The 21846-nt window shown below is 40.7% G+C and carries 19 protein-coding genes and 1 tRNA gene; 11 read left to right on the top strand and 9 right to left on the bottom strand.

Annotated features, from left to right (window positions below):
- The first annotated feature begins 275 nt into the window (after positions 1 to 275).
- The 5 genes from V7L31_RS14755 to V7L31_RS14735 all read left to right on the top strand — a co-directional run bounded on the left by V7L31_RS14755 (position 276) and on the right by V7L31_RS14735 (position 2919).
- On the top strand, positions 276 to 428 hold the full coding sequence (locus V7L31_RS14755; RefSeq protein ID WP_334696918.1) for a hypothetical protein: 153 nt from the start codon (positions 276 to 278) through the stop codon (positions 426 to 428).
- 438 nt (positions 429 to 866) lie between these two features.
- A complete protein-coding gene (locus tag V7L31_RS14750) occupies positions 867 to 1025 on the top strand; it encodes a hypothetical protein (protein WP_334696917.1) in 159 nt (52 codons plus the stop codon).
- Positions 1004 to 1453, top strand: coding sequence for an ATP-binding protein (locus tag V7L31_RS14745; protein WP_334696916.1), 450 nt, complete (start codon positions 1004 to 1006; stop codon positions 1451 to 1453). The genes V7L31_RS14750 and V7L31_RS14745 overlap by 22 nt, the downstream gene beginning before the upstream one ends.
- On the top strand, positions 1443 to 2213 hold the full coding sequence (locus V7L31_RS14740) for a tRNA(His) guanylyltransferase Thg1 family protein (protein WP_334696915.1): 771 nt from the start codon (positions 1443 to 1445) through the stop codon (positions 2211 to 2213). Before V7L31_RS14745 ends, V7L31_RS14740 begins: the two co-directional genes overlap by 11 nt.
- A gap of 277 nt (positions 2214 to 2490) precedes the next feature.
- A complete protein-coding gene (locus V7L31_RS14735) occupies positions 2491 to 2919 on the top strand; it encodes a hypothetical protein (protein ID WP_334696914.1) in 429 nt (142 codons plus the stop codon).
- Between the two features lie 189 nt (positions 2920 to 3108).
- On the opposite strand, the gene V7L31_RS14730 is transcribed toward V7L31_RS14735, so the two are convergent.
- Positions 3109 to 3181, bottom strand: a tRNA-Ala gene (locus tag V7L31_RS14730).
- 72 nt (positions 3182 to 3253) lie between these two features.
- Here V7L31_RS14730 and trhO point away from each other — a divergent pair.
- The gene (trhO, locus tag V7L31_RS14725) at positions 3254 to 4168 is read left to right on the top strand and encodes an oxygen-dependent tRNA uridine(34) hydroxylase TrhO (RefSeq protein ID WP_334696913.1); all 915 of its coding nucleotides are present in this window, start codon (positions 3254 to 3256) and stop codon (positions 4166 to 4168) included.
- 8 nt (positions 4169 to 4176) lie between these two features.
- Here the strand turns inward: trhO and V7L31_RS14720 are convergent, their stop codons facing one another.
- The 3 genes from V7L31_RS14720 to V7L31_RS14710 form a co-directional block, all read right to left on the bottom strand.
- Entirely contained in the window at positions 4177 to 5700 is a 1524-nt protein-coding gene (locus tag V7L31_RS14720; RefSeq protein WP_334696912.1) for a hybrid sensor histidine kinase/response regulator, read from the bottom strand.
- 10 nt (positions 5701 to 5710) lie between these two features.
- The gene (locus V7L31_RS14715; protein WP_334696911.1) at positions 5711 to 8035 is read right to left on the bottom strand and encodes a PAS domain S-box protein; all 2325 of its coding nucleotides are present in this window, start codon (positions 8033 to 8035) and stop codon (positions 5711 to 5713) included.
- A 520-nt stretch (positions 8036 to 8555) separates the two neighbouring features.
- Positions 8556 to 10088 carry a SagB/ThcOx family dehydrogenase gene (locus tag V7L31_RS14710; protein ID WP_334696946.1) on the bottom strand — a complete coding sequence of 511 codons (1533 nt, stop codon included), beginning with the start codon at positions 10086 to 10088 and terminating at the stop codon, positions 8556 to 8558.
- 255 nt (positions 10089 to 10343) lie between these two features.
- Here V7L31_RS14710 and V7L31_RS14705 point away from each other — a divergent pair, with 255 nt between their 5' ends.
- The 3 genes from V7L31_RS14705 to V7L31_RS14695 all read left to right on the top strand — a co-directional run bounded on the left by V7L31_RS14705 (position 10344) and on the right by V7L31_RS14695 (position 13977).
- Positions 10344 to 11180 (top strand): alpha/beta fold hydrolase, encoded by an 837-nt coding sequence (locus tag V7L31_RS14705; protein WP_334696945.1) that lies wholly within the window; start codon positions 10344 to 10346, stop codon positions 11178 to 11180.
- A 132-nt stretch (positions 11181 to 11312) separates the two neighbouring features.
- Positions 11313 to 13034 (top strand): serine/threonine-protein kinase, encoded by a 1722-nt coding sequence (locus tag V7L31_RS14700; protein ID WP_334696910.1) that lies wholly within the window; start codon positions 11313 to 11315, stop codon positions 13032 to 13034.
- Between the two features lie 97 nt (positions 13035 to 13131).
- Positions 13132 to 13977 carry an Rpn family recombination-promoting nuclease/putative transposase gene (locus V7L31_RS14695; protein ID WP_334696909.1) on the top strand — a complete coding sequence of 282 codons (846 nt, stop codon included), beginning with the start codon at positions 13132 to 13134 and terminating at the stop codon, positions 13975 to 13977.
- Positions 13978 to 14094: 117 nt separating this feature from the next.
- Here V7L31_RS14695 and V7L31_RS14690 read toward each other — a convergent pair whose 3' ends face one another.
- From V7L31_RS14690 to V7L31_RS14670, 5 genes are all read right to left on the bottom strand, one after another.
- Entirely contained in the window at positions 14095 to 14883 is a 789-nt protein-coding gene (locus V7L31_RS14690) for an ABC transporter permease (protein WP_334696908.1), read from the bottom strand.
- Positions 14884 to 14960: 77 nt separating this feature from the next.
- Entirely contained in the window at positions 14961 to 15944 is a 984-nt protein-coding gene (locus V7L31_RS14685) for an ABC transporter ATP-binding protein (protein WP_334696907.1), read from the bottom strand.
- Between the two features lie 392 nt (positions 15945 to 16336).
- On the bottom strand, positions 16337 to 17983 hold the full coding sequence (locus tag V7L31_RS14680) for an ABC1 kinase family protein (RefSeq protein ID WP_334696906.1): 1647 nt from the start codon (positions 17981 to 17983) through the stop codon (positions 16337 to 16339).
- A gap of 9 nt (positions 17984 to 17992) precedes the next feature.
- Complete coding sequence (gene yidD, locus V7L31_RS14675) at positions 17993 to 18289, bottom strand: membrane protein insertion efficiency factor YidD (protein ID WP_334696905.1); 297 nt, start codon at positions 18287 to 18289, stop codon at positions 17993 to 17995.
- Between the two features lie 78 nt (positions 18290 to 18367).
- On the bottom strand, positions 18368 to 19432 hold the full coding sequence (locus V7L31_RS14670; RefSeq protein ID WP_334696904.1) for a mannose-1-phosphate guanylyltransferase: 1065 nt from the start codon (positions 19430 to 19432) through the stop codon (positions 18368 to 18370).
- A 115-nt stretch (positions 19433 to 19547) separates the two neighbouring features.
- Here V7L31_RS14670 and V7L31_RS14665 point away from each other — a divergent pair, with 115 nt between their 5' ends.
- Both V7L31_RS14665 and V7L31_RS14660 read left to right on the top strand, forming a co-directional pair.
- Positions 19548 to 21068 carry an LCP family protein gene (locus tag V7L31_RS14665; protein ID WP_334696903.1) on the top strand — a complete coding sequence of 507 codons (1521 nt, stop codon included), beginning with the start codon at positions 19548 to 19550 and terminating at the stop codon, positions 21066 to 21068.
- A 133-nt stretch (positions 21069 to 21201) separates the two neighbouring features.
- Positions 21202 to 21708 (top strand): pentapeptide repeat-containing protein, encoded by a 507-nt coding sequence (locus V7L31_RS14660; protein ID WP_334696902.1) that lies wholly within the window; start codon positions 21202 to 21204, stop codon positions 21706 to 21708.
- Positions 21709 to 21846: the final 138 nt, after the last annotated feature.

Below are 21846 nucleotides of genomic sequence, written 5' to 3'. Positions count from 1 at the left end.
GACGTGGGGAAGTTATTAAATACTCTTTCAATGCCGTACTAACCTGTCAGTTTCAACAAAAATCGGCCGAAATCTCATCTCAACTGTATTTAATAGTGTGTAGGTTCAGAAGATTTGTAGCGACTGTCTTAAAAGTCGATCCTCAACAAAAAACTAGGGCTAGGAGAATTGGCGCAACTGGGGAACGCTAGGCTAGATTCGGTAGTGGCAGCTAAGGGCACAAAGGTTTATCGTTAACTTTTTGAAGAATTCAGAATTCAGTAGTGGAGCCGGAGATGCTCCGTCTCCGGTCAGAATCAAGACGCGACTTGAATGAAAATACTCGCTATCACAGACTCGCTCATAGCCGTCGCCATGCTGTTGGCGTTCGCGCAGCGTCTCCGACACGAGAAGGAGAAGAGAAGGCTTTACACTGCGCTATCCGCTAGTTATACAGAATACCCAACTGAGTTCTGACTCCTGAATTCTGTTTGATAAATCAACTCTTAATAGTCATTGTCAGCCACACAAATACCTTTACATTTAATACCGTTCGTAGCGGTGCGCTGACAATGAGAACATAGAACTTTTTCGTTTTCTGTTTCTTGATTTATCTTTCTACTAGTGTTTGCCGTGAGAAGGTCTTTTTCGGCATGGAGTTTTATAGTCATAACAATAAAATAATTTTTTGCAGTTTACATCTTAATAAGTGATTTACAAGCGATTGTACAGTATACACCTCATGCTACTGTTTGTTTCGAGTTGGGCAGTCTACCTCCGTCCTCTAATCGATCAAAAAATCGTAGTGTCCCTTGACACATTAATCCTACATATATTACAAATAGGTATTAATACAAAAACTTTCATCAAAAGCAAAATTAAAAGTTTTGATAAAAAAGAAAAACATCTTTTACCTAGATGCTAATTTAGAGCGATGTCCGGCGGCATTGTTATTGGATGTCGATCCTGTGAAGTTGTTGCGGGGAAGCGGTGCGAGGCTAGAACAATATGTAAGCGATCGATCATGGAAGCAATTATTTTTGTAGGAATCCAGGGAGCAGGTAAAACTACCTTTTATCGCGATCGCTTCTTTAATACTCACATCCGCATTAACCTTGATATGCTCAAAACCCGTCATCGAGAGCAAATTTTTCTTCAAGCTTGTTTAGAAGCTAAACAGCGGTTCGTTGTGGACAATACTAACCCGACTGTGGAAGAAAGAAAACGCTATATTACTCCAGCAAAAGCGAAAGGTTTCCGGGTTGTGGGTTACTACTTTCAGTCTCCACTGGAAGACTGCAAGCAACGAAATAGCCAGAGACCTCCTGAAGAAATCGTGCCTTTGGTTGGGCTATTAGCAACGTATAAAAAGCTGAATTTACCGAGTTGGAGCGAAGAGTTTGATGCACTTTATTCGGTGAAAAATGACTTAAATAATTCATTCGTTGTTGAGGAATTGAACCGTGAAATTTGATGAACTTGATAGTAAAATGCGGGTGTTTGAGACAGCACACGATCATTGTGTGCTACCTGGACTTTACATAGTTGCAAGATTAGATGGACGCAGCTTTACTCGCCTGACAAAAGAAGTGCATCAATTTGAGGCTCCCTACGATATTCGTTTTCGAGATTTGATGCTTGTAACTGTCGAACATTTGTTCAACTGCGGGTTAGATATCACTTATGGTTATACCCAAAGTGATGAAATTTCTCTACTGTTTGCTCAACAAGAAAACACTTTTAACCGAAAAGTAAGAAAACTAAATTCCGTTTTAGCAGGTGAAGCCAGCGCCAAATTTTCTTTACTATTAGGTGCAATTGGCTGCTTTGACTGCCGCATTTCGCAGCTTCCTAATATAGAAGAAGTAGTAAATTATTTTCGTTGGCGCAGTCAGGATGCCCACAGAAATGCTCTCAATGCTCATTGTTACTGGTGTCTGCGTCGAGATGGCAAAAGTGCAACTGAAGCAACCAGCATGATGAAAGGGTTATCTGTTACCGATAAAAACGAACTATTATTCCAGTATGGGATTAATTTTAATCATCTGCCCAATTGGCAAAAACGAGGTGTGGGACTGTATTGGGAAGAATACGAAAAGCAGGGATTCAACCCCATTAGCGGTGAAACTATCCCAACGCTACGGCGACGTATCAGGCAAGATTTAGACTTGCCAATGAAGGATGAGTACAGCAAGTTTATTGCCAAACTTTTGAATAATCCAGGCGACTTCTAAGATACTGTTGGCGAATGAATGGGGGGCAAAAGCTATCAGCCCATGAAACAAGGAGTTCCACTCGCTATGTCTAGGTATACCTTTACAAAACTGAAATATTTTTTACTACACTATTCCCGACAGTCTTAGAACCTCACCCGAATGGGTGAGAAACAATTCAACCAATTGGGTGAACTAAATGCAGGAGGTTAAAGCTTATAACAAAAGAGACACTGTTAATAGAAGAAAAAATTAATTCAATCGCACCTACCTAATTAAGTTAAGTAAGGATAAAGCTATGAAACTTGCAACTTTGATCAATTCTGGAATTCTGGTTGCTTCAGTTGCCCTCACATCTGGAATTGCTAACGCTCAACCAGCCACAAATAACAACTACGGTAGTGCTAGTGTTACCAGTGATGCAAAGAAGGAGCCAATAAAAGCTGCAATTAATTCTAACACTTTACACAGTAATTCCACGAGTGATCGTTATCTCGAACCCTTCAATCTTGTTTCTCTTGCTTACCAAGGTGGTTTAGAGCAGCAGGGCATTCCCAGTGCAGGAACTCTAATATTTGAACGCCAGAACCGAAAGATTCTTGCGGAAGATTTAGTTAAGGCTGCTGTCAGTGCTAATAAATTACCACCGCAATTTTTGAACGATCAAAATTACCTGAGTGCTGTCAGGTCACAGTTAACCTCCTTATCTAGAGATTCCTCTAACTAAGTACATATCAGTATAAAAGGTGTTCGGAAATATCGAGGGTTGATAATTGGATTTTACGACATTCCAGCCAATCCTTTGCCTATCAGGTAAAACAACCCCATTCCCCATAAAGGAATGGGGTTTTAATTGATGTATATGCGTCGGTGTAGTTCGCCGTAGGTATCGAACATTTTAATCAGACATTTCCAATGGAGGTTAGCGGACTCGAACCGCTGACATCCTGCTTGCAAAGCAGGCGCTCTACCAACTGAGCTAAACCCCCATAAAATTAAAATAGTAGATAACTTTTATTGTCGTTGCTATTGTAACTTAATATTGTGCAATTACCAAAGGGATGAAGCCAGAAAAGCTCCAAGTTGTCGCAACACTGTATAAATTTGTCAAACTGCCAGATTTTGCCGAGAAACGAGAGCCTCTACTATCTTACTGCCAAGAGCAAGGTGTCAAGGGGACAATTTTGCTGGCACTAGAGGGGATTAACGGTACAATTGCTGGTTCGCGGCAGGCCATTGACTCTGTTCTCTGGTTTCTGCGTTCTGACCCTCGTCTAGCAGATATAGAATCCAAAGAGTCCTATACTGAAACCCCGCCCTTTGAGCGGATGAAGGTGCGGTTAAAGCAAGAAATTGTGACTTTGGGGTTGCCGGAAATTGATCCAAACGAGCAAGTTGGGATTTATGTCAATCCCCAAGAATGGAATAATTTAATTTCCGACCCAGAAGTAACCGTGATTGACACCCGCAATGATTATGAGGTGAATATTGGTACTTTCCAAGGGGCGGAAAATCCCCAAACTGAATCATTCCGAGAATTTCCTGATTATGTGCTAAATAATCTCGACCCAGCTAAACACAAAAAGGTTGCTCTGTTTTGTACAGGGGGCATTCGCTGTGAAAAAGCCTCATCTTTCATGCTTGCCCACGGCTTTGCAGAAGTTTATCATCTCAAAGGTGGCATTCTGAAGTATTTGGAGGAAGTTCCAGCACAAGAAAGTTTGTGGGAAGGGGAATGTTTTGTTTTTGATGAGCGGGTAGCTGTGAGTCATGGGTTAGAGGAAGGGAGTTGTGAGCGGTGTTTCTGTTGTGGGCGTCCGATTTCTGAGGAAGATAAAGCGTCTCCCAAATATGAGCAAGGTGTTTCTTGTCCCTATTGTTTTGATAGCCTCACCGAAGAGAAAAGAGCGCGTCAGCAGCAAAAATGGCGGCACTACCAAACCCAAGTTGGTAACAAAAATCAGGATTTGAGTTGAAGAATAATTCATAATTCAGAAGTTTCCGTCAAGGATAATTCGGAATTTAAGGGCAAAATTACTGTAAATATAGTACCGACTTCAACTTGGCTGGTGACACTGATTTGACCTCTATGGGCATCAACGCACCTTTTAACGATTACTAATCCCAATCCAGTACCCTTAATTGATTTGACATTTGAGCCTCGGTAGAATGATTCAAATAGTCGAGGTTGGTCTGCTTCGGGAATGCCCATACCTTGATCTTGAATATGGAAAATTGCTACTTTCTCAATCGGATCGCATATTAAATCAAACTGAATCTTGCCACCTCTGGGAGAATATTTAAGCGCGTTTGAGAGAATATTTGCAAACAGATAATGTAAAAGTACTTCATCCATAACAGCGGACGTATTCTCACTATGACAGGTAAAAATAATTTCATATACGTTGCTTTCAATAATTGAAAAATCTTCGATTAAGTCTAGACAGAATTGCTCTAAATTAAGGGGAGTAGGGTTGTATATGAGTTTTTCTGCTTCCGCTCGACCCATAAACAGCACTTCTTCCATGAGCTTTTCCATAGATTGCACAGCACCTTGAATTCGCTTTAAATAAATGTCTCTTTTTGCATCAGTCAAATTTGCTCCTTGCATTTCTATGAGTTCTACTGCCGTTTGAACAACAGTCAGAGGATTACGAAACTCATGAGATACGGTGGAGATAAATAATGACTTGAGACGGTTAAGTTCTTGCTCCTTCTCCAATGCTTGCTCTAGCAATTTGGTTTGCCGTCGTTCGCTAAGATCCCAGAAAACAACGACTACACCATTTATCTGGTCAGGTCGTCCCTTCAGTGGTGAAGCACTATCACCAATTGGAACTCTTTTGCCGTTTTTTGTAATTAGAGATGTGAATTCCCCTAAATAAACAACCTGCTGTTCGCGCAATACTTTTGTCACAGGGTTTTCTAATGTTGTCTCTGTAACTTCATCGACAATATGAAAAATTTTTGCTGCCTCATTTCCTAAAGCATCTTTTTGCTGCCAGCCAGTCAGGGCCTCCGCCGCAGGATTCATAAATGTCACTTTTCCCTGCTCATTTGCAGCAATTACAGCATCACTCATTGAGTTTAAAAGGGTTGCTAACTGATCTCGATTCTCCCGTAATTCGCGTTCTAGCTGGTGTTTTAAAAGACCGATTTCGATCGCTATTCTTAAATCTTTTGTAGTAAATGGTTTAACTATATATCCGAAAGGTTGGGTAATTTTCGCTCTTTCTAAAGTATGCTCATCGCCATAAGCGGTTAAATAAATTACAGGTACATCTAACTGCTCGCGAATCTGAATGGCAGTTGCAATTCCATCCATATCACCTTTAAGAATAATATCCATTAATACTAGTTCTGGTTGAGTTTCCGATGCTTTAGCAATGGCAACTTTTCCAGATGAGGCGGTACCTGTAACAATGTATCCTAGTTGACTCAGTTGGCTGGCAATAGTTCTAGCCACAATCACTTCATCTTCAACGACTAAAATCCTAGCTTGACCCATTTGATATTTACTAATGCAAAGTTAACTGCGTGAATTTGATTTTAAATACTGTTCCATGATTGCGTTCTAGAGTGATATCGCCTTCTAGTTGTTCTGTAACCAAGTCATGTACTAACGATAGACCCAAAGAATCAGTATTTCTCCAATCTAAATTATCTGGTAAACCAATTCCATTGTCTCGGATAGTCATTTCGATATTATTGCCAGCATTACGTAAAGCAATACTGATTGTGCCTACTTGTTGGTTGGGAAAAGCGTGCTTGAGAGCATTGGAGATTAATTCGTTGATCACCAATCCACAGGCAATGGCTTGGTCAACATTTAAACTTAATGGATCTATATCAGTTTCTAAAGCGATTTTATTAGGCCATATTTGATAGGAAATTAGTAAGCTTGCAGCCAAATTGTGGATATAATCAGCAACATCAATTCGTCCAATATTCGCTGAAGTATACAAATTTTTATGAATTAGAGATATTGACTCAATTCGATTTTGACTTTCTCTCAGAACTTTGATGACTTCTGGATCTTTGAGTGTTTGTGACTGAAGTTGTAATAAACTGGAGACAATTTGCAAATTATTTTTAACTCGATGATGAACTTCTTTTAAGAGAACTTCTTTTTCAGCTAAGGCAGCTTTTAATTTGACTTGAGCTTTTTGTCTTTGAACAAGTTCAGTTTGAGCTTGCTCTAAGATGCTAGATTGTTGAATTGCGATCGCTAATTGGACTGTGAGATGATCGAGCAAATCTAATTGATTTTCTTCCCACTCACGAAAACCAGAGCATTGGTGAGCAACCAGTAAACCCCAAAGGTGAGAGCCAGGGTTTTGAGAGCCTGCTTCTAGTAAAATGGGCACAACTAAATTTGCTTTCACCTCAAACCGTTCTAGCAGGCGAATATGGCAATCAGTTAGTCCAGCTTCATAAATATTTGCGATCGCTCGCTTGCGTCCCTGATAATACTCTATTCCTGTAGCTGTTTGAAAACACGTGTCATGAATCTCTACGCCTAAAGAAACTGTCCATCCATCTTCTACCGATTCCGCCATAATTGTGCCGATCATCTCTGAGTCAAACTGATAAACTACTACTCGATCGACACCAAGTAAATCTCGTACTTCTTGAACTGTTGCATTCAGAATATCTTGAAGATTCAAAGATTGACGAATTCGTTGAGCCACAGTTCGCATTAATTGCTCCCGCTCGGCTTGAGCTTTTAGAGCTAGTTCAGTTTGCTTACGTTCTGTGATGTCTTGCCCAATACCGATAATTTGACCATTTGAAAGGTAAACATTAGTCCAAGATGTATCTAGTAAACGACCATCGCGCACCTGAGTTTTAAAGTCACCCCAATTACGTTGTGCAGACTGAATAAAATTAATTACATACTGTCGATATTCAGGATTAGGATATAACACTTCCAAGACATCACGAGTTTGGAAATCTTGAAATCGCCAACCAAGAATATTTTCCCATTCTTGGTTCACCCACTGAAGTTTACCATTAGCATCGATGAGGGCAATCATTAAAGGTATACTCTCAAAAATTATCCGCGAAAATTCATTTTGCTCTTGAAGTTTTGTTTCAACATTTTTGCGATCATTAATATCATTAAATACTGTTAAAATTGCTGACTCATTATTAAATGTTAAATATTGCAATGAAGCGATCGCCCAGAAATGAGTTCCATCTGCCCTTTTTAATTGGAGTTCATAATTATGAATAAAGCCCTGTTGATTAAGAATCTTTAAAAGTGCTTCTAAATCTGCCAAATCATGATACAAATCTAAAAAAAATTTACGATTAACTAAATACTCTGGAGAAATCCGAAATGTTTGAAACAATTGTGTATTAGCATATAATATCAATCCATCAGACACACGCGAAATAGTGAATGGAACAGGAATAGCTTCAGAAATAACTCGAAACCTAGCTTCACTTTCTTGAAGAGTTTTTTCTATTTGTTTGTGTTCTGTGATGTCTCGTATATTAACTAAACGAGCATTAGAAGTACTATAGTCTATTGTCTGTGTGAAAATTTCAACATCAATAATCTGTCCGTCTTTTCGCTGATGTCGCCATTGTTTCGCAAAATGTAAGTTAGAGTGATTTTGTTCTAAATATTCCAGCAATAGAGAGACATCTTCTGAAGGGCGAATGTCAGTTATTCGCATTTGCAAAAACTCTTCTCGTGAGTAACCGTAATGGAGAACAGCAGCTTCATTTACATCTAAAAATTGCAGATTATTCTGGTCATATACCCACATTGGGTGAGGATTTTTAGAGAAGAGGAGATTAAAACTCTTTTGACTTTCATTCTCAGGAAACAGCATTGGTGATTTTGTGACAAAATTTTTGTTAAATGCCAGATTTAATTTGTGGAAATTTAAAAAGTTGAGTTTTTGTAAAATCTGCAAAATAAAAATCGTATTTTTCTTAACGTTTGTAATACCACATTAGATTAGCTAGTACCGATTACCTGTGAGGTTCTATAGAACAGGTTGCTTAAGTAACTTGCCTCATCAAACCTGATATTGTAAAGTTTCACAAAGAATTGATCTAAAGCATAGACTGAAATTAACCAATGTTTTTACTCTATGAGATTGTTAAGATATTTATTTTTTCGCAGTAAAAATTTACTCCATTTGAATGAGTACTTGGGGTTGCTTAAGGGTGGGTTTTAAAGAAAAATTATATTCATCATCAGTATTCTTAGCAAACTATGGTCAGTTTTTGCAACCTCATCGATTGAAAAAATGCAAATAGCGCATACTCTTACGGAGAAGCTACGCACAGCTTCTCGCAAAGAATCTTTGTGGACTTTGTATTATTTACGGTAGCTTGGGCTATCTTTTATCTAGGGCGTCCCAGTGTAGTTATATATAAAACAGCTTCATCAGCAGGAATACCTAAAACTTCATTTACCTGATCGTCAAAGAATCCACCGATACCACTGACGCCTACATTCAGGTGCATTGCTGCTAAATTCAGGCGTTGCCCCAAATGACCGGCATCCATGTGTAAGTAACGGTAAACGCGATCGCCATATTGTGCGATCGCAGATTTCAAATCGGCTGTATGAAACAATACTGCTGCTGCATCCCGCCCTAATTCTTGTCCTAAACAAAGAAAATGCAACTCTCGGCGAAAGTTTTTAAACCGAATTTGGCGTAATTCTTGGGCTTTCGGTGCATAATAATAACAACCCGCCTCCAATCCTTTAACTCCGCAAACAGCAATAAATGTTTCGATTAAATTTAGATCGAAGTAGTCTGGAGAAATATCTAAACTTTGGTCGATGTAGTTTTGTGGCTGGTAAGTGAAATCGAGTAAGCTTTTCAATTCATCAAAGCTTAAATCCTCACCATTGTAAGCGCGGGTAGAGCGTCGCTTGTACATGGTGATTTCTAGTTCTGACAGCTTTTGTCCCCAATCTATAGGTGCAGTGTTGGTGGGAATTTTTAAACAGAAAGGAAAATTGTATTTATCCTCCAAAGATTTTTCTTGTTTAATAGCTGGTAGATTGAGATTGCCAGTTACACCAGATTGGATATGAGTGTGTCGATGAAAATATGTTAGTAATTCGCCATCGGGGATTTGGGGATAACTAGTTTCGGTAGCGGAAGGTAAAGCAGTACATCCCAATGGCAAATTTTGATTAATATCTAACAAGTCTGCCAGAGGTAAGACAGCGATCGCACCTTCTTGTTGCGGATCTACATAAAGCAGATCGTTAACCGATTCATCCACAAAGCCACCAATTAGATGGGGGCGATAGTCAGTAATCGCACCAGCCAATTCGATATTACCCAACAGGTGCCCTGTATCCAGAAAAATTCGACGGTAAGCCCGATCTTCATAGCGCCACGCAGAACGATAGAAAACCGCAGTCACAATAATTGCTAATTGGGTATTTTCTAAAGAAGGATGCCAGAAACAAGCTGCTTGGAGATTTTGCCAAACATCATTTTCCCAATAATGCATGAGAGAATGAGTCCGACACTGGTAGTTATACAGACCAGGTGGTAATAACGACGTACCACGAGAAACCACATACACCTCAGCAGGGTATAATCCGCCTGCACTGGGAGCAGCACGTAAATACACCGCACTACCCATAGAAGGCATTTTTGCCGTTAATCCATAGCTGCGAAACAACAGCCGCGAAAGTCTTTGCCACCATTGAGCATCCGGGTTATTAGCATAAGCCTCTGGTTTTTCTTGGATATAGGGTTTGAGATCAAAAGTAGAGCCAATTTTGTACTCTTTAAAAGGCACTGGCTGTTTAGTCCAGTCTAAGCGCTGACTTTTAGAGGCGAGAGTCTCAGGATTGTATTTAGTCCGTTCGTGATAATGCTGGGCAATTGATTGGTGTAATTCTGGCATATTACTTTTAATATCCTTGGGGCATCCTTTTCTTGATCTTGGCATTCATTAGCCTCATTATTTCGTGTTAATTGATACAATCCTCAGAGTCATAAAGTGGTATTTGGTAACAATTGGATTGGGGATTGGGGATTGGGGATTGGGGATTGGGATTTGGGATTTAGGATTAGTTATTCTCCCTTGTCTCTCAGTCCCCAGTCCCATCTTCCGCGATACCATATAAGCGCAAAACTATCTACGGCTGAATGTGCAATGATGCCTGTACGTCAAACTTTATCAAAGCCTGATATCCAACTTTCTTATTTGGAGTGGAATCAAGGTCAAGAACCTTTATTGCTGTTGCATGGCTTAGGCGACCATGCTCTGGTATGGTCTAGTTTAGGAGATTATTTGACGGCAGACTACCATATCGTTGCGCCAGATATGCGCGGACATGGCCAAAGTAGTAAACCAGAAATAGATTATAGCTTTGAGAGTGCGATCGCAGACCTTGAAGCACTCATGGATCATCTTGGATGGGATTTTGCCCACATTGTAAGTCACTCGTGGACAGGCAAATTAGCCACCATCTGGGCAAGACAAAACCCAAAGCGTTTACGGAGTATAATTCTAGTCGATCCGATTTTCATCTGGAAAATGCCCAGCCTTTTCAGGCTAACTTTTCCAATGTTGTATCGCTTCTTGCCTTTTCTCAAAAGTATGGGCCCCTTCCCCAGTCGTGAAGAAGCTGAACAACAAGCACAGCAATTAAAGCAATATGAAGGATGGAGTTCCTTACAACAGCAAGTCTTCCAAGCAGGAATAGAAAAAAAACCCGATGGGAGTTGGGGCAGCAAATTTACCATAGCCGCCCGCGACGGGATTTTTGAGGCAGTAATGCAAGTGCCCGGTTTTACAATTCCCCTTGACACCCCTGCCCTATTTGTCCAGCCAAAACAAGGACTGAACCGCCAAAATTGGCAAATCCAACCCTATAAAACCTATCTTCAAAACTTACGTATTTGCCAAGTTCTCGGTAATCATTGGCCATTTTTGACACAACCAGAGGCATTTAACCAAACAGTAGCAGCTTTTCTAGTAGAACACAGATAAAAAATCTCATCATTATTGGACGGGATTATCATACACCAACAGAAGAATTAATAGGGGCATTGGGCATTGGGCATCGCTTATTCTCCCTCATTTCCCCCATCTCCTCCACTCTCCATTCCCCATTCCCGACTCATGAGCTTTTGTATCAATCCCGTTTGCCCCAAACCAAATCACCCGAATAATCATCAAAACCGTTTCTGTCAAAGTTGTGGTTCCCATCTGGAATTGCTAGGGCGTTATCGGGTGAAGTCTCTGTTGAGTGACAAAACAGGTTTTAGTAAAGTTTATGAGGCATACGAAAAAGATACCCCCAAGATTCTCAAGATACTCAAAGAGGATTTATCAGGCGACGCTAAAGCAGTAGAACTATTTCAGCAAGAAGTAACCGTGTTGGGACAATTCAAACATCCTGGCATTCCCAAAGAAGATAGTTACTTCCAGTATCAAACCCGAAATGGTTTAGTGCTGCATTGCATCGCAATGGAAAAAATCGATGGTTACAATTTAGAACAGTGGCTACAGCAGCAAAATAGCCTCATATCCCAAGAACAAGCCATAGACTGGTTAAGACAGTTAATAGAAATTTTGAATGTAGTACATAGCAAACAGTACCTACATCGAGATATTAAGCCATCTAACATCATGATTAGATCCTCCCATGATAAAAGTTGGGGAAATCTAGTACTGATTGATTTTGGCACTGCCAGTGAAATTACTAAAACCTACCAAGACCAACTTAGCAACGGCGACAAGATGACAGCACTGATGTCATCTGGCTATAGCGCCCCAGAACAAATGAATGGTCAAGCAGTACCGCAATCAGATTTCTTTGCTTTAGGACGCACCTTTGTATTTTTGCTGACGGGATACCATCCTTTAGAAATGTATGATGTCCAGCACAATTTATTGCACTGGCAGAATAATGCTATCCATATTTCACCTTTACTATTGAATTTAATTGATTGGCTAACTGCAACTGATATAGAAAAACGCCCTGTTAATGCCCAGGAAATTTTGCTTTACCTAGAAGAAATAGAAAGTCAACTAATAAAAGCTAATCCTATAAATATTAATATGCGAGAATTTTCTGAGATCGAAAGTTCCCCTGTACCAATTGATGACAAATTATTATCTCCAAATAAACAATTAGAAAAAGGGACTCTGTTAGCATTTTTTGCAGTACTACTCTTAGTGTTAGGATTACTGAGTATAGTCGCTTTAGCGATGCAAAATTCAGAGGTTTTTGAAGTCTCAAATTATAAACAATATCCAGAAAAAAAAGGTAATATAGATTATTTTTCTTACAAAGAAGGTAGAGATAGTCAGGGAAGAATAGCTGAGTTTAATATAGCAGTCTTATCACCAGAATATAAATGGCTTTTAGATAGTAACTTTCAAATAAAATATAATGATGAAATTATTAGTCTTGACCTTTTAAAATTGAACCTAGAGCAAGAAGGTATAGAAAAAATAATGGAATCTCCTAGTGAAATAATCTCTGTAGGCACAGCTTCTTGCAAAAGTGATAGAGCAGTTCAAGAACGTGTAGCTTTAGAACGTTCCAAGCAAATACAACTTTTAGTGAGAAAAATATTTACTAATACACCAAATATCAAACAATATCGCTTATTGAATTTGGGTCAATTTCAGCGAAGTAATTGTCAAAAAAATCAAGATTTAACTGCATATCAGAGAAGTGTTGTAATCATTGGCGTCAAAAAAAAATCAGCAGGTGTGATTCTTGACGAGGCGCTAAGAAATAGGTTAGAAAAGAAGCCTTTTGCTGATTTTAAATTAGAAGATTATTCTTTAGGTTCGGCACAGAAGTTTAAGACAATACCGAGCAATTTATAAAATCTCTAGCAAAGTACAATCAGTATATAGGCATAGCCCATCGTAAACAATTACCACTTTAGCCATAAACTACAACTATAGTCATCTACATTCTCTTATGGCTAAAGCAGCAGATATTAGCACCAAGCGATTAATCAGCCTCGCACCCGAAAATTGGGTAAAATGGGTAACACAGATTCCCGATATTGTATCTGGTGAAATACTCAACTCTGAATTCCAGTGGATTAGTCGTGAGAGTGATGTATTAGTCCGCGCCACAAGTCCCCAATATGGCGAATTTATCGTACTTAACGAGTTACAATTACGCTACAAACCTGAAATGCCCAAACGGATGCGGGCTTATACAGCACTGGCAGAAGAAAAATACAATTTGCCCACCTATCCGGTACTAGTTAACATCCTCAAAGAAAGTGATGTTGAAATACCCACCAGCTACGAATCGCAATTTGCAGGTTTGCAGGCGCGTCAAGACTACCATGTTATTAACCTCTGGGAAGTCGATGTGGAAATTGCTTTTACTCAACCTGTTCCCTGCTTGCTTCCCTTTGTTCCAATTCTCAAGGGAGGTGCAGAAGAATCGACTGTGCAACGGGCATTGCAGATTCTCCGCGCCGATGAGCAATTGAGCCAGTTAGAAACTGTTATGGCTTTTTTTGCTACCTTCGTATTAGACAGCGCTTTAGTTCAGCAAATCATGAGGTGGGATATGGCAATATTACGCGAATCTCCCTGGTATCAACAAATTTTGAGAGAAGGGGAAGAACGAGGACGGCGAGAAGAGATACTGTCAGGTATCGAACTCGCTTTGGAGATAAAATTCGGCACTGAGGGCTTGCAAGTGATGCCAGAAATATCTCAAATTTACGATTTAGATAGATTAAGAGCAATTCACCAGGGAATTAAGAGCGTTAATACTCTAGATGAATTACGGCAATTCATTTGAAGAAGAATTCAGGAGTCAGAATCAACTGGTGGGGTGTCTTGAACCCATTGATTCATTCGCTAGTCGTACAAAATTAATTCTGACTCCTGACTCCTGGCTTCTATTTCGATAAGTTGTTCATGCTCCCATCCCAGAATACCGCTTCAAACCCATACGCCAAAGCAAGCGATTCGCACCCAAAAATACTAATATCCAACCCACCATTGACCAAAATCCCCGCCCTATATCTACAGGTAGCCCTATCAAAAGACTCGCAGGAAAATCAATTAAATAGGGAAAAGGCGTAAACATAACTATTTTTCGCACTGCTTCTGGAAAGACCTCTAACGGTGCTATCAAACCAGATAAAAATAGATAAAATAACAACCAAAAATTTTCTAAAGCGCTAGCCCGTTCTGTCCAAAAGGCGAACATAGCAAAGGTATACTGAATCAAAAACCGCAAAGCAAAAGCTAGCACTGCTGCTAATATAAAGAGCAAAAATCTATGTAAACTTGGTATCCAAAAAGCCTGGGGATAGAGAATAAAAAATAATCCCACTAATAGAAAAGCAAAGCTTAAACGAGCAAATCTTTCAGAAATATGCCCAGCAACGTGATGCCATACTGGATCGAGTGGTTGTAGTAACTTGGGCGAAAGCTTGCCTTCCACAACCTCTTTTTCAAATTCCCAAATTACCCAAACAACAGTTAGTTGTCTGACAATAAAAACTGTAATGAAATAACGTGCAAAATCCACAGGTGATAGCCCAAACTGTCCTCCTTGTGCTGCCTGTATCCAGACACCCATAAGGATAATTGGTAAAGATCCAGCTAAAACCCATAAGATTAGTTCTGCCCGATACTCAACCATATAGGCGTAGTATACTGATAGGAAAGTTAGGGCTTTTCTGATTATCTGCTTCATTTATTCACTTCCCACTACAAAAATTACCCAGAATTCTCCACTCTTATAAAGGTATAAAGACGCGATAAATCGCCTCTCTACTCCACAACACCTGCCTGAAAAACTCGTCCAATTACTTCTTCCACAGGCGGTTCGGTGACAGTTAAATCAATTACCTCCAAATCCGCTAAAATCTGAGATACTGTGCGGGTGAGTGCCTCTCGCGATACCATAAAACGCACTGCTCGTCCTTCTAAAAGTTTCACATCACCATAAGTCATAAGTTTTTCTATTGGTAGAGGTTGGGCTAACTCTATATAGACTTCTCGGTAAGGAGCAAAACGTTCCAGCAGTCCATCTAAGCTGCCGTCATACATCAACCTTCCTTGGTGAATCAATAGCACCCGTTGACACAAAGCTGTGATGTCAGCCATGTAGTGACTTGTTAATAGCACTGTCGCCTGATAACGCTGATTGTATTCGCGCAAGAACTCGCGTACCGCTGCCTGAGCATTTACATCTAATCCTAGCGTCGGTTCATCTAGGAATAATACGTGGGGATGATGCAAAAGTGCTGCTAACAATTCTGCCTTCATCCGCTCACCCAAAGACAGCTTCCGTACTGGTTGGGTAAGCTTACCTTCTAAGGAAAGCATTTCTGTTAATTCTCCCACCCGCCGCTGGAATTCTTTATCAGAGATGTTGTATACAGCGGCATTAATTTTCAAAGAATCGAGTGCTGGTAAGTCCCAAATTAGCTGCTGTTTTTGCCCCATTACCAAGGTAATTTTTTGCAAAAATGCTTCTTTACGCTGAAACGGAATTTGTCCAGCGACTCTGACTGTACCGCCAGAGGGATGAATCAGCCCTGTAAGCATTTTTAGTGTGGTGGTTTTACCAGCACCATTTGGGCCTAAAAATCCCACTATTTCACCAGGGGCAATTTCAAAGGAAACATCTTGAACTGCTTTAATTGAGCGGTAGGTACGACGAAATAAGTGTGTAATCGTACCTTTAATTCCGGGATTTTTAACTGCGACTGGATAAGATTTACTCAGATTTTCTGCAATGATGATTGACATATTTTTGATATTAGAATCGCAGATGTAAGACTGATTAGCTATGAGGATGCATTTAATTAAGCTGTTCTATATTTAAATTGCATATATTGGGCGGGCAAGATGCCCACCCCACAAGATTTAATGTGTTTAATTTGATTATGCAAATTAGATTTTTTTAGCTTATTAAATGAACCGCAAATTACGCCGATATTAAGTGCAAGCTTAGGGTAATTAGTACAAATAAATCGTCAAGAATAAATCAAACGATGTTACGTAATACAGTATTAATTAAATGAGTTTGTAGTAAACGGCTCTAAACCTATTTTAAGAGGTAGGACAGCTTACTACAGACCTTTAATTATTTTGAGATTTTAGATTTTTCTTCAATCCGAAATCCAAAATTTAGAATGGTTTTACCGTAAACGTCCCGATCGCAGTGTACTGATAATTAACCACAAACCCAATAAACTAGCGACTGCAAACAGGATGGTGCTTAAAAAAGATAGCTGGGTTGTCTGCGCTCTGGTGGAAATAATTGCCGCACCCATAATCAGCGAACCCACTAAAATACTAAAAGATAGGCGGTTAGCGGCATCGTCCATAGTACGCCGCACGCCATCTAAACCCCGTAGTGATAGATTCCACTGTAAGGTTTCTGAGGTAACACGGTCTAATAACAGTTCGATTTGACGAGGAGATTGGAGAGACAGACTTTTTAGATCCAAGGCTGTCCGTAGGAGCGATCGCACTGGATTATCCCCTATTAACTGGCGACGAAACAAGTCTGTAATTAATGGTTTGATTTCATCAATCAAATTAATCTCTGGGTTGAATGTCCGCGCCACACCCTCTAGGTTGGCTATGGTTTTGGCATACAAACCCATGTTGCTCGGTAGGCGAATTTTATTATTGCGGGCAACTTGCAAAATTTCATAGATTATCTGACTGAAATTCATCTCAGTCAAACTGACGTTGTAATACTTTCGTAGCATCCGGTCATAATCATTTTCCAGCCGCGACAAAATAACTGGTTGAGCCGAATCTGCTAGCTGCAAAGTTAACTGAGCGCACCTCTGAGCATCTAAATCAACGATCGCTAACAACATCTCTGTTAATATCTGCTGTGTGCGGGGATCAAGTCTTCCCACCATGCCACAGTCTAAAAGAGCAACACGGCCATCTTTGAGATAAAACAAGTTTCCCGGATGGGGATCGGCATGAAAAAAGCCATCAATATATAGTTGCTGGAAAAATACCCGAAATAACAAAGTAGTTATTTCTTTACGCTGTACAGTCGGGTCTTTACCATTGGTGTCATTATCCAAATCCGCCGACAGGAACGGCACTCCATCTAGCCATTCCATCACCAGTAATTTTTCTGTGGTCAATTCCCAGTTAATTTCTGCAACTACTATTTGTGTGGGATCAAACCAACGACTTTTAGATAAGTTACGTCGCAGTTGGTCTGTAAAACCCGCTTCCCGTGTAAAATCCAACTCAGCTTCTAAGGCTTTGGTAAATTCTTCAGCGATGGATTTGATTTCGTAGGTTTGCCCAAAATCAGTCCGCGCCACTAAATCGGCAATACCTTGAATTAAAGCAATATCTTGGGCAATAGTAGTATCAATTCCGGGACGCTGGACTTTCAGAGCGACTTCTCGACCGTCCGCTAGTGTCGCGCGATGGGTCTGGGCAATTGATCCGGCTGCTACGGGGATAGGGTTAACTGTGCTGAAAGTTTCTGCTAATGGACGTTTTAATTCTTTGCGGAGGATTATTTCGATTTCTGACCAAGGAACTGGTGGTACTTCATCTTGAAGAGTTGATAGTTCCTCAATATAGGCGGCACTCAGTAAATCTGGACGGGTAGAGAGTAACTGTCCAAGTTTGACGTAAACTGGCCCCAAATCTACCAGAATATTTTTTAAAACCGCTGGTGTCGGTAGCTGCGGTTCATCAGCTTTACCACCAGTAAGTAACCTTCGCATATAGTCCCAACCATTGCGAAGGAAGACTTCCAGGATTTCTCGTTGACGGGGAACAGTTTGGGTGAGGAACATTTTTGTAAGTTAAAAAGGTAAGCAGCAGGGGATAACAATACAACGGAAGTCGGCTCTAGCTTTAGTTCTTGTTAAAGTTTTGCTAGCTGCGGCACAGTCTTGGAATCTTTTTATGGATGATTGTACGGCTTCTTGGAGCTTCTGTTCGTTCAGCATCCTTTTGACGTAATTAGAGCAGGAATCCCCGCCGTGTAATAAGCGATGAGAACAAGAAAATCCTTTGGAGGGAGAAATATATTTTTGATACGCAGTAATAGAATCGATGGCCATTGTCTTGGCAAGAGGCTCAAAGCTAATAATGTCCATAACTGTCAGATTGAATCACAGACAGTCAAGTTATAATAGAAAAATAGACTTTTTCGCCTCTGCCAGGGGTTCTAACTTTTATAGCAGGTCGGTAAATCGGGAATCGCTTTGGAGAATTTTGAGGATCTGCTTGATTTCCTGGGTACGTTCTTTTTTAACAACAAGGGTGACATTGCGATCGCGCACAATCACCACGTCCTCTAAACCAATAGTAACAACTACATCCTCTGGATTTGAAGCATAAATAATTGCCCCCTGGGTATCCAGCCCTATGTGGGTAGCTAGTTCCACATTCGGAGTATCCTCTGTCTTCAGTAAGCGTTCGATCGCATTCCAATCTCCTAAATCATCCCAACCAAAATCAACTGGCAAAACGTATGCTAGAGTTGTCTTTTCCATTAACGCATAGTCTATACTCTTCTTAGGCAACTGGGGATAGATATCAGGGCCATGTTGTTCTAAAGGTTCGATAATTTCTGGAGCATGGGTATGTAGTTCTTTGAGAACAACCCCTGCCCGAAAAACGAACATTCCACTATTCCAGCTAAAACGTCCCGTAGATAAAAAAGTCTCTGCCGTTTCCCGGTCGGGCTTTTCAGTAAAGCGGTTCACGTGATAAGCTGGCAACTCATTAAAGCTACCTATTTTTTCACCTTGCTCAATGTAGCCGTAACCGGTTGATGGAAAAGTAGGCTTGATCCCCAGTGTAACAATCGCTGCTGTGCTTGCTGCCAGTTGCGTAGCCGCGCTTAATGTGTGTGCAAACGCCTTTTGGTCAGCAATCCAGTGGTCAGCAGGGAAAAAGCCAATCACAGCGTCTTCTCCATAGCGCTGTTTGATTTCTAAACTTGTCCAAGCAACGGCTGCGGCAGTGTCTCTTCCTTCGGACTCGATCAATAAGTTTTCAACTGGTAAATCAGGTAATTGTTGTCTTACCCCTTCAGCTATCTGACTAGAAGTTATGACCCACAAGGTATCCCAACTTCCTCCGAGTGCTAACAAGCGATCGGCGGTTGCTTGTAATAAGCTTCTAGAGCTACCATCAAGACTTAAAAATTGCTTGGGTCGTTCTTTGCGACTCAGGGGCCAAAAACGTTCACCTTTACCACCAGCAAGGATCACGGGGAACAATAAAGTATTCATGTTGTCATACACGCCTACCGAAGAACATTACAAGTTTACAGTGAGCTTTTCCACTGGCAATATTTGTAGCTTGGATTAACATACTTTTAGGGAGTGGTTGAGTGGGGAGATAATTGTGATAAAACAAGTCGAATGGTCGGAAAATTCGGTTACATCTCAACAAGTAGTAGAGTTTGAAAGTGAAGTGCGATCGTCGCAACTTCAACGGACGGAAAGTCAACTAGCGCCTGCACCAATACCCGACTCAGAGGAGGAGGATGTAGAACTAAACCAGCCGGCGAATCCGAACCGTAGCGTTGTCGAATCAGTGGGCGCGATTCCCAATCAGCTTTCTGAGAGACTGGGCTTAACCATACCTCGATGGCTGTTGTTGATTACGACGGTTGTCATTGGCATCATCTTATCTGGATTGCTAGTGTCAACGTTAGCGCTGTGGACTCCTTTATGGAGCAATCTCGATCGAACAGATGAAGATTTAGGAACTGCTGGTAAAGACGAGCAAAAAATTCCCCTACCAGGGGAGTTATGGAGCAAACTCTCCCAGTATCAGCTTTCACGACCCATGAATATTTTAATTATGGGGATTGAACCACTCAGCGGTACTGTTGATGGTTCACCAGAAAGCTTTGCCGGGAAAAGCGATTCCATGCTGTTGGTACGCCTTAACCCTAGTGAAAAATCCGCAAGGGTGCTTTCGATTCCCAAAGATACAATGATCGCTATCCCCGAAAAGGGAGAAAAGGGATTAACTAAGGTATCTGATGCCAATGCCAAAGGCGGCCCAGTCTTGGCAGCACGGGTAGTTAGCCGTACCTTAAATAACGCCCCAATCGATCGCTACATCCGTATTTCTACTAGCGGATTACGGCAGTTAGTCGATCAGTTAGGCGGAGTAGAGGTTTTTGTTCCGAAATCAATGGAATATAAAGACTCTAGCAGTCGGCTGTCGATTAATTTAGTCAGTGGTTGGCAAACCCTCAACGGCGAACAAGCAGAACAGTTTGTCCGATTCCGCGAACCAGGTTTGGGAGATTTGCCAAGAGTGCAGCGTCAGCAAGCACTAACAGCAGCCCTGCTGCAACGCCTCAAGAGTCCCACCATCTTACCCAGGTTGCCTCAATTAACTCGCTTAATGCGAAAATACTTTGATACCAATCTGAAGATGGAAGAAATGATGGCGTTGGTAAATTTCGGTCTCAACTTAGATCGAGATAATTTTGAAATGACCGTGTTGCCTGGTACATTTAGCCGTTTTAGCCAAGATCCTAATAGCTATTGGCTAAATATGACTGGACAACAGAGCCTACTGAATGATTATGTTGGGGTAAATGTACCTGGTCTGAAACCAGATATGCGTCAGGTTCCTAACCTCAAAATTGCTATTCAAAATGCTTCCAATCAACCTCAGCTAACTGAAAAAGTTATTGCTTATCTCAAACAGAAAGGCTTTACTAATATTTACAAAGTTCCTGATTGGCCAGATACCCAACGCCAAACTCAGATTGTTGTCCAAAAAGGCAATCGACGAGTTGGAGTTGATTTGAAAAAAGTCTTAGGCTTGGGTCAAATAGAAGTGTCAGCAATTGGTGATTTAGAATCCGATCTGACAATCCGCATTGGTAAAGATTGGAAATAAGTAGGAGTCATTAGTCATTAGTCATTGGTCATTGGTTAAATGACAAAGCCAAAAGTCTGAGCGGAGGAAACCTCCGCTCAGAACTTTGTAAGAGAGGACTAATCACAAAAGACTGCTGAAAAATAATAAAGTTATGAAAAAGATTTTACTGCGCTTTTTAGGTTTGATTGTGATTTTGCTACTAGCATTTGGGTGGATAATACTTAATCCCAAACCAGCTTTTGCTCAAGAAAACACAATCAATTACAACAATATAAATTTAGAAAATCGTGACTTTTCTCATACTGATTTAGCAGGTGTAACATTTGTAGCAGCAGAAATGCGGGGGACAAATTTTCAAGGAGCGAATTTAACTAACGCAATTCTGACTAAAGGGGTTTTGTTAAAGGCAAATTTAGAAGGTGCGAACTTGAGTGGCGCTTTAGTCGATCGCGTGACTATGGATGGTGCTAACCTAAAAAATGCCATCTTTACGGAAGCAACTTTAACTCGTAGCCGCTTTTACGAAGCTGATGTCACTGGCGCTGATTTTACCGATGCTTTAATTGATCGTTATCAAGTGTCGCTGCTGTGTGAAAGAGCCGATGGCGTAAATCCGGTTACGGGTGTGTCAACGCGAGATAGTTTAGGCTGTCGATAGTAGTGGCGTAGTAAGTTTAAAATAGTGGATTAGACGTAGGTTGGGTGGAGCGGAACGCAACCTACAATTTTTGTAAAGACGCGATTCATCGCATCTCAACAAATGGTCTATTTGTCGCATTCTTTTTTCAAATTGGTA

Origin of the sequence: Nostoc sp. (assembly GCF_036916655.1) — a bacterium.
Taxonomy (GTDB): Bacteria; Cyanobacteriota; Cyanobacteriia; order Cyanobacteriales; family Nostocaceae; genus Nostoc.
This window is presented reverse-complemented; position numbering and strand designations above follow the sequence as displayed.